11 protein-coding genes and 2 pseudogenes are annotated in these 15109 nt (G+C 62.8%); 5 read left to right on the top strand and 8 right to left on the bottom strand.

Annotation, left to right across the window (positions count from 1 at the left end; genetic code table 11):
• Nucleotides 1-340 precede the first annotated feature (340 nt).
• Nucleotides 341-2005: a diguanylate cyclase domain-containing protein gene (locus K6T12_RS17895; RefSeq protein WP_222224246.1), complete on the top strand. Its 1665-nt coding sequence runs from the start codon at nt 341-343 to the stop codon at nt 2003-2005.
• 91 nt (nt 2006-2096) lie between these two features.
• Here K6T12_RS17895 and K6T12_RS21875 read toward each other — a convergent pair whose 3' ends face one another.
• From K6T12_RS21875 to K6T12_RS21885, 3 genes and pseudogenes are all read right to left on the bottom strand, one after another.
• The gene (locus K6T12_RS21875) at nt 2097-2465 is read right to left on the bottom strand and encodes a (2Fe-2S)-binding protein (RefSeq protein WP_390879098.1); all 369 of its coding nucleotides are present in this window, start codon (nt 2463-2465) and stop codon (nt 2097-2099) included.
• A 198-nt stretch (nt 2466-2663) separates the two neighbouring features.
• Nucleotides 2664-2978: pseudogene (locus tag K6T12_RS21880) on the bottom strand (molybdopterin dinucleotide binding domain-containing protein); the annotation flags it as partial.
• A 321-nt stretch (nt 2979-3299) separates the two neighbouring features.
• Nucleotides 3300-4721: pseudogene (locus tag K6T12_RS21885) on the bottom strand (molybdopterin-dependent oxidoreductase); the annotation flags it as partial.
• Nucleotides 4722-5028: 307 nt separating this feature from the next.
• On the opposite strand from K6T12_RS21885, the gene K6T12_RS17905 reads away from it, so the two are divergent.
• Together K6T12_RS17905 and K6T12_RS17910 are read left to right on the top strand one after the other, a co-directional pair.
• Nucleotides 5029-5625, top strand: a complete 597-nt coding sequence (locus tag K6T12_RS17905; protein ID WP_222224248.1) for an ANTAR domain-containing response regulator — start codon at nt 5029-5031, stop codon at nt 5623-5625.
• A gap of 12 nt (nt 5626-5637) precedes the next feature.
• Nucleotides 5638-6633 carry a CmpA/NrtA family ABC transporter substrate-binding protein gene (locus tag K6T12_RS17910; RefSeq protein ID WP_222224249.1) on the top strand — a complete coding sequence of 332 codons (996 nt, stop codon included), beginning with the start codon at nt 5638-5640 and terminating at the stop codon, nt 6631-6633.
• A gap of 568 nt (nt 6634-7201) precedes the next feature.
• Here the strand turns inward: K6T12_RS17910 and K6T12_RS17915 are convergent.
• From K6T12_RS17915 to arsS, 5 genes are all read right to left on the bottom strand, one after another.
• Complete coding sequence (locus K6T12_RS17915; RefSeq protein WP_222224250.1) at nt 7202-8041, bottom strand: metallophosphoesterase family protein; 840 nt, start codon at nt 8039-8041, stop codon at nt 7202-7204.
• 12 nt (nt 8042-8053) lie between these two features.
• Entirely contained in the window at nt 8054-9442 is a 1389-nt protein-coding gene (locus tag K6T12_RS17920) for a sodium:proline symporter (RefSeq protein ID WP_222224251.1), read from the bottom strand.
• A gap of 119 nt (nt 9443-9561) precedes the next feature.
• Complete coding sequence (locus K6T12_RS17925; protein WP_222224252.1) at nt 9562-10242, bottom strand: TIGR04283 family arsenosugar biosynthesis glycosyltransferase; 681 nt, start codon at nt 10240-10242, stop codon at nt 9562-9564.
• Between the two features lie 5 nt (nt 10243-10247).
• Nucleotides 10248-12482: an FAD-dependent oxidoreductase gene (locus K6T12_RS17930; protein WP_222224256.1), complete on the bottom strand. Its 2235-nt coding sequence runs from the start codon at nt 12480-12482 to the stop codon at nt 10248-10250.
• A 12-nt stretch (nt 12483-12494) separates the two neighbouring features.
• Nucleotides 12495-13445, bottom strand: a complete 951-nt coding sequence (gene arsS, locus K6T12_RS17935; RefSeq protein ID WP_222224253.1) for an arsenosugar biosynthesis radical SAM (seleno)protein ArsS — start codon at nt 13443-13445, stop codon at nt 12495-12497.
• Nucleotides 13446-13722: 277 nt separating this feature from the next.
• Here arsS and K6T12_RS17940 point away from each other — a divergent pair, with 277 nt between their 5' ends.
• The gene (locus K6T12_RS17940; protein ID WP_222224254.1) at nt 13723-14262 is read left to right on the top strand and encodes a carboxymuconolactone decarboxylase family protein; all 540 of its coding nucleotides are present in this window, start codon (nt 13723-13725) and stop codon (nt 14260-14262) included.
• 156 nt (nt 14263-14418) lie between these two features.
• Nucleotides 14419-14988, top strand: a complete 570-nt coding sequence (locus tag K6T12_RS17945; protein WP_222224255.1) for a TetR/AcrR family transcriptional regulator — start codon at nt 14419-14421, stop codon at nt 14986-14988.
• Nucleotides 14989-15109: the final 121 nt, after the last annotated feature.

A 15109-nucleotide genomic window follows, 5' to 3' on the forward strand; every position in this document is an offset into this window, starting at 1 on the left:
CGAGGGGGAAATCGCGTCAGAAAGGCTATTCAAAATCTCTTTTCAAAACCATTGATAATTCTTTAACCCAACCCTGAAAATTTCTCAGGATCGCTATTTAAAGAAGACATAAACCAGCATCTCATCAAAATAAAATCAATCATTCGACAAATAAAAAATCTTTAGAAAGGCTTGTTGATCGAGCCATCGCTGTAACCAGCCAGCCCTCCGCCAGCTCTCTATCGGGTAGTAAGAATTACTGACTTGTTGATCCAGATTCTGGTAGCCGGGCGCCATCCAGGGGCACAATACAGCCAGATACCCGCCTGCTGTCTGGCGGTACTACCGGCAAGGCAAACCGATGAAAAAGCTCGTCCTGAAACCCAAATACTGGCTACTGCCGATCACCGTCTGGAGCGCCCTGGTGGCGGCCTCTTTCAGTTGGAACTGGCAGAAGCTGGACCAGCACACCATGGAACTGGCCAATGACCGGGCTCGCTTCGTGTTCAAGGTGATCGAGTCGGTTCGCATCTGGAACGCACGCCATGGCGGCGTCTATGCCGAGGTCAATGAGTACACCCCGCCCAACCCCTATCTGAAAGTTCCGGAGCGCGACCTGACCACCACTGATGGTCTGTCGTTAACCCTGTTGAATCCGGCCTACATGACCCGTCAGTTGTCCGACATTATCGAGCAGATCGGCGACGTTCGGATCCATCTGACCAGCCTGAAACCGCTAAACCCGGACAATGCCGCCAGTCCCTGGGAAGCGCAGGCACTGAAAGCCTTCGAACAGGGCGAACCGGACCGCGTCGAGCTGGTGAGTGCCTCTACCGGCGAGGTCGTACGCTATATGGCGCCGTTGCACGTAAAGCAGGAGTGTATGCAGTGCCACCAACACCAGGGTTACCAGGTCGGCGATATCCGCGGCGGTCTGAGCGTCAGCTTCTCCGCCGCCCCCCTGCTGCAGGATGAGCTGCGCAGCCAGCGCAACCTGATCGCGTTACATGGTGGAATCTGGACGCTGGTCTGCGGCCTGCTGCTGATCGGCCTGTCGCAGATCCGCCGTCAAATGCTATCGCTGCGCAAGGCCAAGGAGCATCTGGACGAGCAGGTGAAACAACGTACCGCCGAGCTGCACACCCTGTCCAAGGCGGTGGAGTACAGCCCGACCTCGACGGTGATTACCGACCCGGACGGCAACATCGAGTACGTAAATCCAAAGTTCAGTGAAGTGACCGGTTACCCGCTGGATGAAGTGCTCGGCCAGAATCCGCGGCTGTTGCAGTCCGGCGAAACCGACCAGAAGGTTTATGAACAGCTCTGGCAAACCATTACCGGCGGCAACATCTGGCAGGGCCAGTTGCACAATCGCAAGAAGGACGGCACGCTTTATTGGGAACAGTTGTCGATTTCACCGATCCTGGACAGCGACGGCCGGATCACCCACTTCGTCGCGTTGAAGGAGGACATTACCGAACATCGCGCCCAGGCCGAGCTGATCCACTACCAGGCCAATTACGACCACCTGACCGGCCTGCCCAACCGCAAGCTGTTCCACGAGCGGCTACGGCAGCAGATCGACCAGGCGCGCCAGAGCGGCCGGCCCTTTGCGCTGCTGTTTATCGACCTGGACGGTTTCAAGGCGATCAACGACAACTTCGGCCACGACGCCGGCGACCTGCTGCTGAAGGAGAGCGCCCGACGGATCGCCGACTGCGTACGCAAGAGCGACACCGTGGCCCGGCTGGGCGGCGACGAGTTCACGTTGATCCTGCAGCAACTGGACGATCCGGCGGTGATCGGACAGATCGCCGGCAAGATCATCAAACGGCTACGCCAACCGTTCCAACTGGGCAAGCAGCAGGGCCAGGTGAGCGCATCGATCGGCATCGCCCGCTACCCGGAAGACGGCAGCAACGACGAGGCACTGCTAAAGCTGGCAGACAGTGCGATGTATCAGGTCAAGCACAACGGTCGGGAGAATTACCGGTTCTGCGACGAGGTGGCGGAGCCGGTCGAGTAAGCGCGACCTATTGTGCACAGGCCCCGCCGATGTCGACCAGTCACCAGATTGCCGGACCACGCGGGGCGTGCCTTTCACGAAATATGAAAATTCAACCCGCCTTGCGCAGCAGCGCCTTCAACTCCGGAATGCAGGAACCACAGTTGCTGCCGCATTTCAGACGGCTGCCCAGCGCTTCGACGCTGTCGATGCCGGCGGCCATGGCATCGGCGATCTGCCGCTCGCCAACCTGGAAGCAGCTGCAGACGATGGCGCCGCAATCGGGCTTGTCGGCGGCACTGGCGCTGAGCAGCTGGCGGCGCGCAGCCGGTTCCAACGTACGCTCGGCGAAGCGCAGGTCGAGCCAGCCGGGATCGGGGAACTGCTGGTAAGGCAATACCAGCAGCAGCCACTGCAGCCGCCCCTCCTTCAATCCGGCGGCGCGGAACCGGCCACCGGCCGGATCGTCCAGCCAGAGCACCGGCTCGCCGAGCCGCTGCTGACACCACTGGTGCCAGTCGTCGACCGGCTGGTCAGCGGCCAGGTGGTAGCGGATCGAATGGGCCTGAGGAATCCGTGCCCAGTATAAATCCTCCGCCCAGTTTTGCTCTTCACGGCAGATCAGCCAGGCCTGCCAGCGGCTCGGATAACGGCGCAGTGCGACACTGGCATGTTTCAACTCCGGCTGGCCGGAGTTGGGATCGGTGACCGGCGCGATCAGGCTGCCCATCCGCGCGGCACCACTGAACTGGCCGTTCCAGTGCATCGGCACGAACAGCTCGCCGGGACGCTGGCCGTCGTCGAGCTGCGCCCGCAGCAACAGTTGGCCACGCTCGTTGTGCAACCGTACCAGATCGCCCTCCCGCACCGCATAGCGGCGGGCATCGTCCGGATGCAGCGCCACGAAGGGTTCGGCACGGTGCTGGAACAGTCGCGCCGCGTTACCGGTTCGGGTCATGGTATGCCACTGGTCGCGGATCCGGCCGGTGTTCATGATCAGCGGTGTAGCGACAGTCGGCTGCTGCTGCGGCCGGCGCGACCGGATCGGCACGAAACGGGCCCGGCCGCTGGCGGTGAAAAACCTGCCATCGCTGAACATCCGCGCGGTGCCGGTCGGCGCCGCTTCGGTTACCGGCCACTGGATCGGCGCCAGGGCGTCATACTGGGCGTCGCTGAGGTCGGCCAGCACGCCGATGTCGAAATCGCGTGTGCCGTTGTTCTCGAACGCCGACAGCCGGGCATGTTCGCGGAAGATCTCGGCCGGCGAGCGGTAATCGAAGGCGGCGCCGAAGCCCATCAGCCGCGCCACCTCGCTGATGATCTGCCAGTCGTGGCGCGCCTCGCCGGCCGGCGGCAGCAGGCCGCGCTGGCGGGAGATACGCCGCTCCGAGTTGGTTACAGTGCCGTTCTTCTCGCTCCAGCCGGTGGCCGGCAGCAGGATATCGGCCAACTGGCCGCTATCGGTCGGCGCGCTGCAATCGGACACCACCACCAGCGGGCAATTTGCCAGCGCCCGCTTGACCCGGTCGGCATCCGGCATGCTGACCACCGGGTTGGTGGCCATGATCCAGACCGCCTTGATCTCGCCGCGTTCGATCGCCTGGAACAGCTCGACCGCCTTCAATCCCTCCCGGCGCGCCATATTACCTGCCCGCCAGAAACGACCGACCCGGTCGATCGCGCCCGGCGTGCTGAAATCCATATGGGCCGCCAACTGGTTGGCCAACCCGCCGACCTCGCGGCCGCCCATGGCATTGGGCTGGCCGGTGATAGAGAACGGTCCCATGCCCGGCCGGCCGATCCGGCCGGTGGCCAGGTGGCAGTTGATGATCGCATTGGCGTTGTCGGCGCCACTGGCGGACTGGTTGACCCCCTGGGAATAGAAGGTGACGCTGCGTTCGTGAGCACGGAACCAGCCGAAGAAGGTCAGCAGCTCTTCGGGGTTAAGCCGGCAGGTCTCGGCCAGTCGCTCCAGCGTTCCGGCCTCGTTGCGGGCTGCCGCCAAGGCCACGTCGAAGCCTTCACAGTGCTGGTCGATGAACGCGGTATCCAGCGCATCCTGCGTTGCCAGCCAGGCCAGCAGGCCGTTGAACAGCAGGCTGTCGCTGCCGGGCCGAATCTGCAGGTGCAGGTCGGCCAGTTCGCAGGTGGCGGTACGGCGCGGATCGACCACCACCACTTTCATATGCGGATTGGCCTGCTTGGCGGCCTGCATCCGCTGGAACAGCACCGGGTGGTTCCAGGCGGCGTTGCTGCCGACCAACACCAGCAGGTCGGCCAGTTCCAGATCCTCATAGCAGACCGGCACGGTGTCGGTGCCGAACGCCCGCTTGTAGCCGACCACCGACGACGACATGCAGAGCCGCGAGTTGGTATCGACATTGGCGCTGCCGATAAACCCCTTCATCAACTTGTTGGCCACGTAATAGTCTTCGGTCAGCAGCTGACCGGACAGATAGAGCGCCACCGAGTCCGGGCCGTGCTCCGCGATGGTGCGCCGAAAGCCGTCGGCGACCCGATTCAGGGCTTCATCCCAGCTGGCCCGGCGACCGTCCACCATCGGATGCAGCAAGCGCCCCTGCGACTGCAGGGTCTCATGCAGGCTGGAACCTTTGATGCACAGGCGGCCCCGGTTGGCGGGGTGCTGGCGGTCGCCGCAGACCGTCTCAACGGTGTCGCCGGTAACCTTCAGCTCCACCCCGCAGCCCACGCCGCAGTAGGGACAGGTGGTTTTCATAGGGTTCTTTCCTCGGTTGCGATTAGCATCCTGGCAATAAAAAATGCCCGCCCCGCTCCCCAGGGAGCAGATGCGGGCACCATTGCCATGTCGTCTGTTGTTGTTCTTCCGGTTCTTCTTGTTTTTCTTAACGGGCCCGGGATGCGCACCGGAGCCGCCCGACAGAAGTAGTAATGCAGATGCCGTGCCAATCCTTGTCGCCGACCGACCAATCAGTTGGAACGCCTTTTGCTATATCTATTTATATGGCGCCTCGACCAGGCGTCCCAAACTGCTTACGCAATAAAAAAACATAAGAAAGATAACCATGCCTCTGGACGTACTGCTAATCGACACTGAACCGGGCCGCATCCGTACCCTGACCGATGCCCTGCACGCATTGGGCCACCGGGTGGTCGCCACCCTGCCCAATGCTGAAACCCTGAGCACCCATGTGCAGCAACTGCAGCCGGATATCGTGATCATCGATATGGACGGGCCGGACCGCGACACGCTGGACAGTATGGCGGCGATGAGCCGTACCGAACCGCGGCCGATCGTGTTCTTCGCCGAAACCGGCCAGCCGGCCGACACCATCGGCGAGGCGATCCGCGCCGGCGTCAGCGCCTACGTCAGCGACGGCGTACAGGCGGAGCGGGTCAAGCCGATCCTCGATACCGCCATCGCCCAGTTCAACGCCTTCAACGAGCTGCGGCTGGAACGCGACCAGGCACTCGACAAGCTGGAGGAGCGCAAGCTGATCGACCGCGCCAAGGGGCTACTGATGAAACACCAGAACTGGGACGAGGAGCAGGCCTACAAAACCTTGCGCAAGCTGGCGATGGACCGTGGCCAGAAACTGGTCGACGTGGCCCGTCACGTGATCGATGCCCTGGAAAACCTGCTCGACAACGCCAAGCGCTAACCGGACCCCACCATGAGAGGCAACCCGATGCTGGAAACCACCACCCTGAAACTGGGCTTCCTGCCGCTACTGGACAGCGCCCCGCTGATTATCGCCCGCGAACGGGGCTTCTTTGCCGACGAGGGGCTCGATGTGATCCTGGTGCGGGAGCACTCCTGGGCCAATATTCGCGACCGGGTCAGCTGGGGGTTGCTGGACGGTGCCTCGATGCTGGCGCCGCTACCGCTGGCCGCCAGCCTCGGCCTGGCCGCGCCGGCGGTGCCGATGCTGACCGGCCTGGTACTGAGCCGGCACGGCAACGCCATCACCCTGTCGGAGCCCCTGTGCCAGCGGCTGGAATCCTACCAATTGCCGCTGGGCGAAGCGTTGCGGCTGGCGATCCGCGAGGAGCAGTTGTCGCTGCATCTGGCCACCGTCTACCCCTACTCCTGCCACCACTACCAGTTGCGTAGCTGGCTGGAACAGCACCAGCTGGAGCCGGATAACGACCTCTGCTTCAGCGCCGTGCCACCCAACCGGATGCTGGAAAAGATGGAAGCCGGCGAGCTGGACGGCTACTGTGTCGGCGAGCCCTGGAACAGCCTGGCCGAACAGCGCGGCAGCGGCCGGATCGTCGCCACCGGCGAGCAGATCTGGCCCAACTTCTGTGAAAAGGTGTTTGCCGTCACCCGCAGCTGGGCCGAACGGAATCCCAACAGCCACCTGGCCCTGCTGCGGGCGCTGAAGCGGGCCTGCGACTGGCTCGGCCAGCCAGCCCACCGCGCCGAGGCACTGGAGCTGCTGACTTTACCACCCTACCTGGACCGGCTGGCCGGCCTGCTGGAACCGGAGCGCATCCTGCCATTGATGCCGCAGTTCCATCTCAATAACCGACCCGACCCGGCCGACGCGGCCTTCCTGTTAAGGCAGATGCAGCAGTGCCGGCAGTGGTCCGGCGACGATATCGAGCAGGTTGCCGCCGAGGGGTTCCGGCCGGATCTGTACGACCGAATAGCGTCGGGCAATTAACGGATGGCCATAACGTTGAGATCGCTGCCAGCAGCCTGTCGCCCGCGGCACCCGCGGGCATAAAAGCGGGTTGCTACGACAGCCCCCGTAGCAACGGGCGCCGACCGCGACTGACCGCGACCGACCCGGTACCGCCAGCAGGTATCGCCCTCAAAGCGAGCTGCTACGACAGGGCCCCGTAGCAGCGGGCTCCGACCGCGACTGACCGCGACCGACCCGGTACCGCCAGCAGGCATCGCCCTCAGAGCGGGCTGCTACGACAGGGCCCCTTAGCAGCGGGCTCCGACCGCGACCGACCCGGTACCGCCAGCAGGTATCGCCCTCAGAGCGGGCTGCTACGACAGGGCCCCGTAGCAGCGGGCTCCGACCGCGACCGACCCGGTACCGCCAGCAGGCGTCGCCCTCAGAGCGGGCTGCTACGACAGGGCCCCGTAGCAGCGGGCTCCGACCGCGACCGACCCGGTACCGCCAGCAGGCGTCGCCCTCAGAGCGGGCTGCTACGACAGGCCTCTTAGTAGCGGGCTGATACGCCCAGCCCTGCAGCAACCGGCGACGGCTGGTTTCGGGATCAGATGATCAGCGTTTCCAGCCGAAGAGGCTGCCCCGCCCGACATTTTTCCGCCTCCGGTAAGACATCCATGCTGGGCCATAAGCCGGTTTGCAACGCCTCGGCATAGCCGTTCGAGAGACCCGCTTCGAGCATCGCCTGATAGCTTGCGGCAACCTCATACGACAGCCGATGCCAGCTGGCTTCGATACGGTCCGCCTGCGGGGTCAGCAGCAGGTACCAACCATCGGGGGTGCCGTCATTGGCTGGCATGCCGATAGCCCCGCTGTTCAGCCAGTAGCCCGATTCCAGAGCGGAGCCGAAAGGGATACCGCAGTGGCCGCCGACCACCACATCGGCAGCAGCCTGCGCCAGCTGAGTCTGTTTCTGCACGGCGGAGCTGCTGGCGAACAGGAACTCGTTGATCCGCTCGACCCCGCCATGCACCACCAGGAAGCGTCGGCCATTGAGCTTGAAGCGGATCTGGCGGGGCAGGCCCGCCATCCAGCGGCGCTGCGGTTCACTGATCCGCTGGCTGGCATAGCGATACCAGCCGACGGACAGCAACGAACAGGCGCTATCCGCTTCGAAACCACAGCCGCAGTCCGGCGCGCCCTCGGCCAGCGACTGCTCGCAGTTGCCCATCACCACGGCAATCCCCCAGCGGCGGATCAACTCCACCGTCTCCGCCGGCTGGGCACAGTAGGCCACCGTATCGCCGGTACAGATCAGCCGCTCCGGCGCGATCCCCAGCCGGCGGGCCTCCAGTTGCATCGCCTGGCTGGCCGCCAGGTTACTGTAGGGGCCGCCGAACAGCAGTACCGGACCGTTCAGCTCGCCCAGGTCGATCACCGATTCCATCCCGCCACTCCGTTACGGCTGTGTTTGCATCAGGCTACGCTCACGGCTGGCGGCGTTCAGCCCACCCAGCCAGAACATCAGGCAGCCCACCACCAGTACGGTCGCGGAGATCCACAACAGCTTGGTGTACTTGTGGCTGTCGCCCAGCAGCGCCGTATAGCCGGATGATTCGGTGAAATAGAGCAGCGCGCCGCCGATCGCCAGCGCGAAGCTGGCCAGGTAACTCCACAGCGGGATATCTCGCCGGTTGCCCCAGAGGCTGAAGAAGATCACCGGCGCCAGATACATCGATGCCGTACCGCTGACCGCAACGGCGCTGAACAGGTCCTTGTTGCCGACAAACACCAGCCCCACCCCGAGCAGCATGAACAGCGCCATCGCCAGCCGGCCGTTGCGGATGCCGGCCGGCAGCAGCGCCATATCGACTACCGTCAGCTTGGCGGCGCTGGACAGGGTACTGTCCAGCGTCGACATCGCCGAGATCACCAGCGAGGCACTGAACAGCAGCATCGGCAACTCGCCAAGCAAGCGACTCAGCACCTGGTTCATCGATTCACCGGCCAGCGCGTTGGCGCCGGCGATCACCCCCAACGAACCGAACGCCAGAATACAGAGGGTGCTGATCCAACCGGCATGGATGAAGCTGCGCCTGGTGGTTTCGCGATCCGCCAGGAAACCGCGATCCATCATTACCGGGTCGTGCATCGGGTAGCTCCAGATCTGCAACAGCGCCACCAGCAGCAGGATCGGCCCCGGCTCGGAGATCACGAACGGCTTGAACGCCAGCAGTTCGCTGCCGAAGTGGCCGCCAAAACCGACGATGGCCAGCAGCAGGATCAGCACCAGCAGGAAGATCAGCATCTGGAACAGGTCGGTGCGCAACGAGGCGTGCAATCCGCCCAGCATCGAGTAGCAAAGAGTTACCAGCGCCAGGCCGAGCACCGCCAGGGTATACGACTGGCTGCCGGCCACCCCGAACAGGATGCCGATCACCAGCAGGTTGGCAAACACCTCGCTGACCAGCCGCACGCCGATCACGAAGTTGTAGCAACCGGTGCCCCAGCGCCCAAAGCGGTCGGCCAGAAACGCCTGGATGCTGCCATAGCCACGCTCGAAACGCAGCTGGTCGATGATCCGGCCGCCGGTCAGGAACGACAGGTAGTAGGCGCCGTAGGCCAGGGTGCCCCAGATGCCGTAATAGAACCCCAGGATCGCCGCGTTCAGCAGCGAGCGGGCAAAGATCCAGGTGGTCACCTGGGAGAACACCAGGGTGATCAGGCCCGGCGCCTGGCCGTCCGGCGACTGGCCCCGAAAAAACTCGCCCTCGCGGGCGGCTTTGCGTGATAGAAACAGCGAGATGATCGCCACCAGTGCGACCAGAGCAGAAAGCTGATAATCCATGGTTTCCGGCATCCGACAGAGATTATTGTTAACGGCAGGCACGTTCGCCATCGCTTCTTAGTCGCGGCACCCTGCGGTTTCTTACAGTTTTTGCCGACCTTAAAAAACCGGCCGCCCGCTCAGCGATACAGCTGTGCCAGCCGGGCCGGGTCCGCGCCACGCCAGTACGCCCAGCGCAGCCGCCACATCAGCAGGATGGTTTTCCAGACGCCGCGGGACTCCCAGCGGCGGCCGGAGGTGAGGACGCGATCGCGCAGGCAGAGCGGCGCGCCGAACCGCTTCAAACGGGCCGACAGCTCGATATCCTCCATCAACGGCTGCTCGGGGAAACCGCCGACCTGCTCGAACACCGGGCGGCGGACGAAGATCGCCTGGTCGCCGGTGGCGATGCCGCTGAGTCGCGAGCGCAGATTCATCATCGTCGCAATCAGCGGCAGCATCGCGGCATTACCACTGAGCCGCACGTCGAAACGGCCCCACTGTTTATCGCCCGACTGCAGCGCCGCCAGAAGTCGCCGGTCGGCCTCCTGCGGCAGCCGGGTATCGGCGTGCAGAAACAGCAGCACCTCCCCCTGCGTCTCCTCGGCACCGGCATTCATCTGCCGTGCCCGGCCGCGCGGGGCATGCACCACCCGGAAACCGGCCGCTTCGGCGATATCCGCCGAGCCATCGCTGCTGCCGCCATCCACCAGCAGAATTTCACAGCCACGCGGCTGCCAATACCGTAGATGCTCCAGCAACTCGGACAGCACCGCCGCTTCATTGAGCATCGGCACGATAATCGATAGCGGTTTTGGCATCTTTGTCAGCTTCCAACCTTCGAGTCGAAGGGCTCGCTGCTGTCCGAGCCCGAGGAGCCCGCAGGCTGGCGAGTGTCGCTCGGCACGCCTTTACCTCGCCGCCAGCGGTGGTAGCGCGCCAACCAGTTCAGCAGGGTTTGCGGCGCGTGTGCCCGCTTCCACTCGCCGGCGGCGTACTTGTTCGCTTCCGCCCAGGTCGGATAGGCATGCACGGTGCCGAGTATCTTGTTCAGCCCCAGACCATGCTTCATCGCCAGCACGAACTCGGCCAGTAGATCGCCAGCATGCTCACCGACGATGGTGACGCCGAGAATCCGGTCCTTGCCCGGTTCGGTCAGCACTTTGACGAAACCATGCGCACCGCTGTCGGCGATCGCCCGGTCCAGATCGTCCAGCCCATAGCGGGTGACTTCGACCGCGATCCCCTTGTCCCTGGCCTGCTGCTCGTTGAGGCCGACATGCGCGACCTCGGGATCGATAAAGGTGGTGCGGGGGATCACCCGGTAATCGACCTGGAAGCGCTTCAGATTGCCGAACAGCGCATTGACCGCGGCGTACCAGGCCTGATGGGCGGCGGTATGGGTGAACTGATAGGGGCCGGCCACATCGCCGACCGCATAGATGTTCGGATAGAGGGTCTCCAAATAGGCGTTGGTGACCACCGTGCGGTCGGTCTCGATACCCAGCTCCTCCAGGCCGTAACCGTCCAGCCGGGGTTGACGGCCGACCGCACAGAGCAGATCGTCGAACTCGATCGACGTTTCGGTACCCTGATGTTCGACGACGATAGTTTTGACATCGCCGTCGCATTCGCAGCGCAGCGCCGTATGGCCGGTCAACACCTGGACGCCGTCGGCGCGCAACGACTGTTCGGCCAACACCGAGACATCCTCATCTTCCCGTCCCAGCAAACGTGGGCCGCGCTCGATCTGCACCACCTCGGAACCGAGCCGGGCGAAGCTCTGCGCCAGTTCGCAGCCGATCGGCCCGCCACCGAGCACCACCAGCCGCTTGGGGCTCTCTTCACGCTGGGCGAAAGTTTCCCAGAGCGTATCGCTGGTGACATAGCCGGTCTGCTCGATACCCGGCAGCGGCGGCACGATCGGGCTGGCGCCGGTGGCGATCACGATACTGCGGGTGGTCAGCCGCTGCAGCTGGCCGTCATGGCGTTTGATCTCGACGGTCCAGGGGTCGACGATCCGCGCGTAGCCCTGCACCACGTCGACACCGAGCCCGGTATAGCGCTCGACGCTGTCATGCGGCTCTACCGCCTTGATTACCTGATGCACCCGCGCCATCACCTGCTTGAACGAGAAGCCGGGCGTGGTGCTCTGCAGGCCATAGCGGTCGGCGTGGCGCATCTGGTGTGCCAAGCGGGCGCTCTTGATTAGCGCCTTGCTCGGTACGCAGCCGTAATTGAGGCAGTCCCCGCCCATCTTCTGTGCTTCCACCAATGTGACCTTGGCCTTCACCGCCGCGGCGATATAGGCGGACACCAGGCCGCCCGCGCCGGCGCCGATCACCACCAGGTTGCGATCAAAATGTGCCGGCCGCTGCCAACGGGCGTAGACCCGGCGACGCTGAACCCAGGCCAGGACCTTGCGGGCCAGCAGCGGGAACAGGCCGAGCAATGCGAAGGAGAACAGCAGCGCCGGTGACAGGATGCCGGCCAGGCTATCCAGTTGCGCCAGCTGGGTACCGGCGTTGACGTACACCAGGGTACCGGCCAGCATGCCGACCTGGCTGACCCAGTAAAAAGTGGTCGCCCGAATCGGCGTCAGCCCCATCAGCAGGTTGATCAGGAAGAACGGAAACACCGGCACCAGCCGCAGCGTGAACAGATAGAACGCACCATCCCGCGCCGCGCCCTCGTTGATCGCCTTCAGCCGGCTGCCAAAGCGGGACTGGACGCTGTCGCGCAACAGGTAGCGGGCGACCAGGAACGCCAGCAATGCACCCAGGCTGGAGGCGAAGGAGACCAGCAGCGTCCCCCAGAGCAGGCCGAACAGTGCGCCGGCCGCCAGGGTCATCACCGCCGCGCCCGGCAACGACAGCGCCGTCACCGCGACATAGAAGAGGAAAAACAGCCCGCCCATCAACAGGGGCTCTTCGGCCCGCCAGGCTTCGAACTGCCCCAGGCCCGACTTGACCCCCTCCAGGGTCAGCAAGCGGTCCAGGTCGAACAGGAAAAAGGCCCCCACCATCAGTACGATCGCCAGGATAATCAGTCCTTTCTTCATCATCAGATCTCCCTATAGGGCTCCGCCGCAGCTACTGCCCTGCCCCGCGGTGCAGCCATAACAGTGGTCCGCTACGCAGATCGCTTTACCGGCCATATCCTCATTCAGCAGATCGCGCAGGTGCCGGGTTTTGCCGGCCACTGCCAGACCCAGCTGCTGGTTGAAGTCACAGTCATACAGCTTACCCTGCCAGTCCACGCTGATCAGCGAGCGGCACATGACGCCATCGAGATTCGCAGCCGTGTAGTTGTCCTTCAGCAGCTGCATATACGGTTCGAACTGCCCTTTCGAGATCAGCATCGAGCCGAACCGCTTGATCGGCATGTTCGCCAGCGCATAGAGCTCATTGAACCGGATGCCAAAATGCTGCTTCAGCTCGCGCTTGTAGTCGGCCTGCAGCGCCTGCTGGGATGGCGGTAGCGAGGGCCCCTGAGGGTTATAGACCAGATTGAGTTTCAGGCCGGAGGCTTCATCGCCATAGCCCAAGGCGTTCAGTTTCTGCAGACCGGTAATACTCTTGTCGAACACCCCCTTGCCCCGCTGTTTATCAACATTTTCCAACGAATAGCAGGGCAAGGAGGCGACCACCTCGACGCCCTGCTCGGCAAGAAACTCGGCCAGCCCAGCCTGCTCCGGCTCGAACAGGATGGTCAGGTTGCAGCGGTCGATCACCCGCACGCCCAGCGCGCGCGCCTGGCGCACCAGATCACGAAAACCCTGATGCATCTCTGGCGCACCGCCGGTGAGGTCCAGCGTGCCAATGGCACGCTTTTGCAACACCTCGGGAATCAACGCCAAGGTCTCCGGCGCCATCATCTCGCTGCGATGGGGCCCGGCATTCACATGGCAATGAACACAGCTCTGGTTACAGCGATACCCTAGATTAACCTGCAGCGTCTCGGTCCTCTGACGTTTGATTCGGGGAAAGTCGGTGACCTCGAGCAACGGTAGGGTGGCCAGCATGGTTTACTCCTGTTTGCGAAATTTGTGCACGCCTTCCGGCAGGCTTTATTCAGTAGTCGTCACAGACCGCGGATTCTTACAGTCTGTTGCACAGTAACGCAGATAGACCATTCCACCCACCGCAGATTCAACCTGTCTTCTAACTGCTGCCGGTTCAATGTCCATATCCGTGCACTGCCATCAACTTGAACACTTGCTCAATCCAAGCTAGATTAACCCCATATTGAGCACTTGCTCAAGCCAGTCATCCAAACCCCCAGCAATCAGGAAACACCCCATGAGCCACTTCGAAATCCATGACCTCGACTCCGCCCCCGCGGAGAGTAAACTCCTACTGGAGCGCTCGATTCAGAATTTCGGCAGCATCCCCAACCTGCATGGGGTGATGGCCGAGTCTCCCGTCGTACTGGAGGCCTACCAGCAACTGCATACCCTGTTTCAGAACAGCTCGTTCGACGCGGAAGAGCTCACGGTGATCTGGCAGACCATCAACGTCGAACACAACTGCCACTACTGCGTGCCGGCCCATGCCGCCATTGCGCAGATGATGAAAGTCGACGACCAGCTGACCGAAGCACTGCGCGAACGTCAGCCGATGCCCAAGGAAAAACTGCAGGTGCTGCACGACACCACCCTCGCTCTGGTGCGCGAACGTGGCATCTTGAGTGCCGAGCAGCTCGACCGGTTCTACAATGCGGGTTACAACCAGAAGCAACTGCTGGAGATCGTACTGGGCATCGCGCAGAAGGTTATGAGCAATTACATCAACCACCTGGCAGACACGCCGCTGGATGAGCGATTCGCCGGTTTCGCCTAAGCGACAACGGCCGGTAACCGCCCTCCGGCAGGCGGGCGGCTACCAGCCCATAGCCAAGAGGCCTGTTCGCAGCTACCCAAGCGGTTCACCGGCGGCTTTGGTTGCGGGAACAGGACCGGGATATACTTGGCGGATCAAAATATTTCGGGGGCCGGCATGGTCAATATTGCAAAATTTGATCGCCAGGAGGTGGTCAGCCGCGCCATGCGGCTGTTCTGGCAGAAAGGTTTCAAGGGCACCTCCACCCGCGACCTGCAGCAGGTGATCAATATGCACCCCGGCAGCATCTATGCCGCCTTCGGTAGCAAAGCCGGCTTGTATCGCGAGGCACTCGATTACTACGCCGGTGAGATGGCAGCGCGGCTGCAATCGCTGATTCAACAACATGGCTCGGTACTGGAGGGGTTCCAAGCCTTTTTCCGGCAGGCGCTGCTCGACCAACAGCACAGTCCGCCGAGCAATATGTGCATGCTGGTCAAGACTGCGGTAGAGCTACAGGGCAAGGAAGTGGCGCTCTGCGAACAGGCGAAGCTTCGCCTGGCGGAAACCGAGCAGCTTTTTACCCGCTTACTCGATCAAGCGCGGGCTAACGGGGAGCTACCAGCAGAGACCTCCACGACCGAGCTGGCTCGCTATCTGCAAATACAGATGATGGGACTGCGCAGCTACAAGGCCTGCAGTGCCGAGACCCAGACCATTGAAGCCATGATAGAACGTTTGTTTTGACCCTGTAAATAATTCTGTGTAACTGCCAAGGTTAAATATAGTCCGCCAAGCGGTCTTCAAATTCGATCATAAAGCGGTTCAGGGCAGCCTTCCAGTTCCTGATGGGCATTGTCCATTTTTT

Source organism: Marinobacterium arenosum, assembly GCF_019795155.1.
GTDB classification, from domain to species: domain Bacteria; phylum Pseudomonadota; class Gammaproteobacteria; order Pseudomonadales; family Balneatricaceae; genus Marinobacterium_C; species Marinobacterium_C arenosum.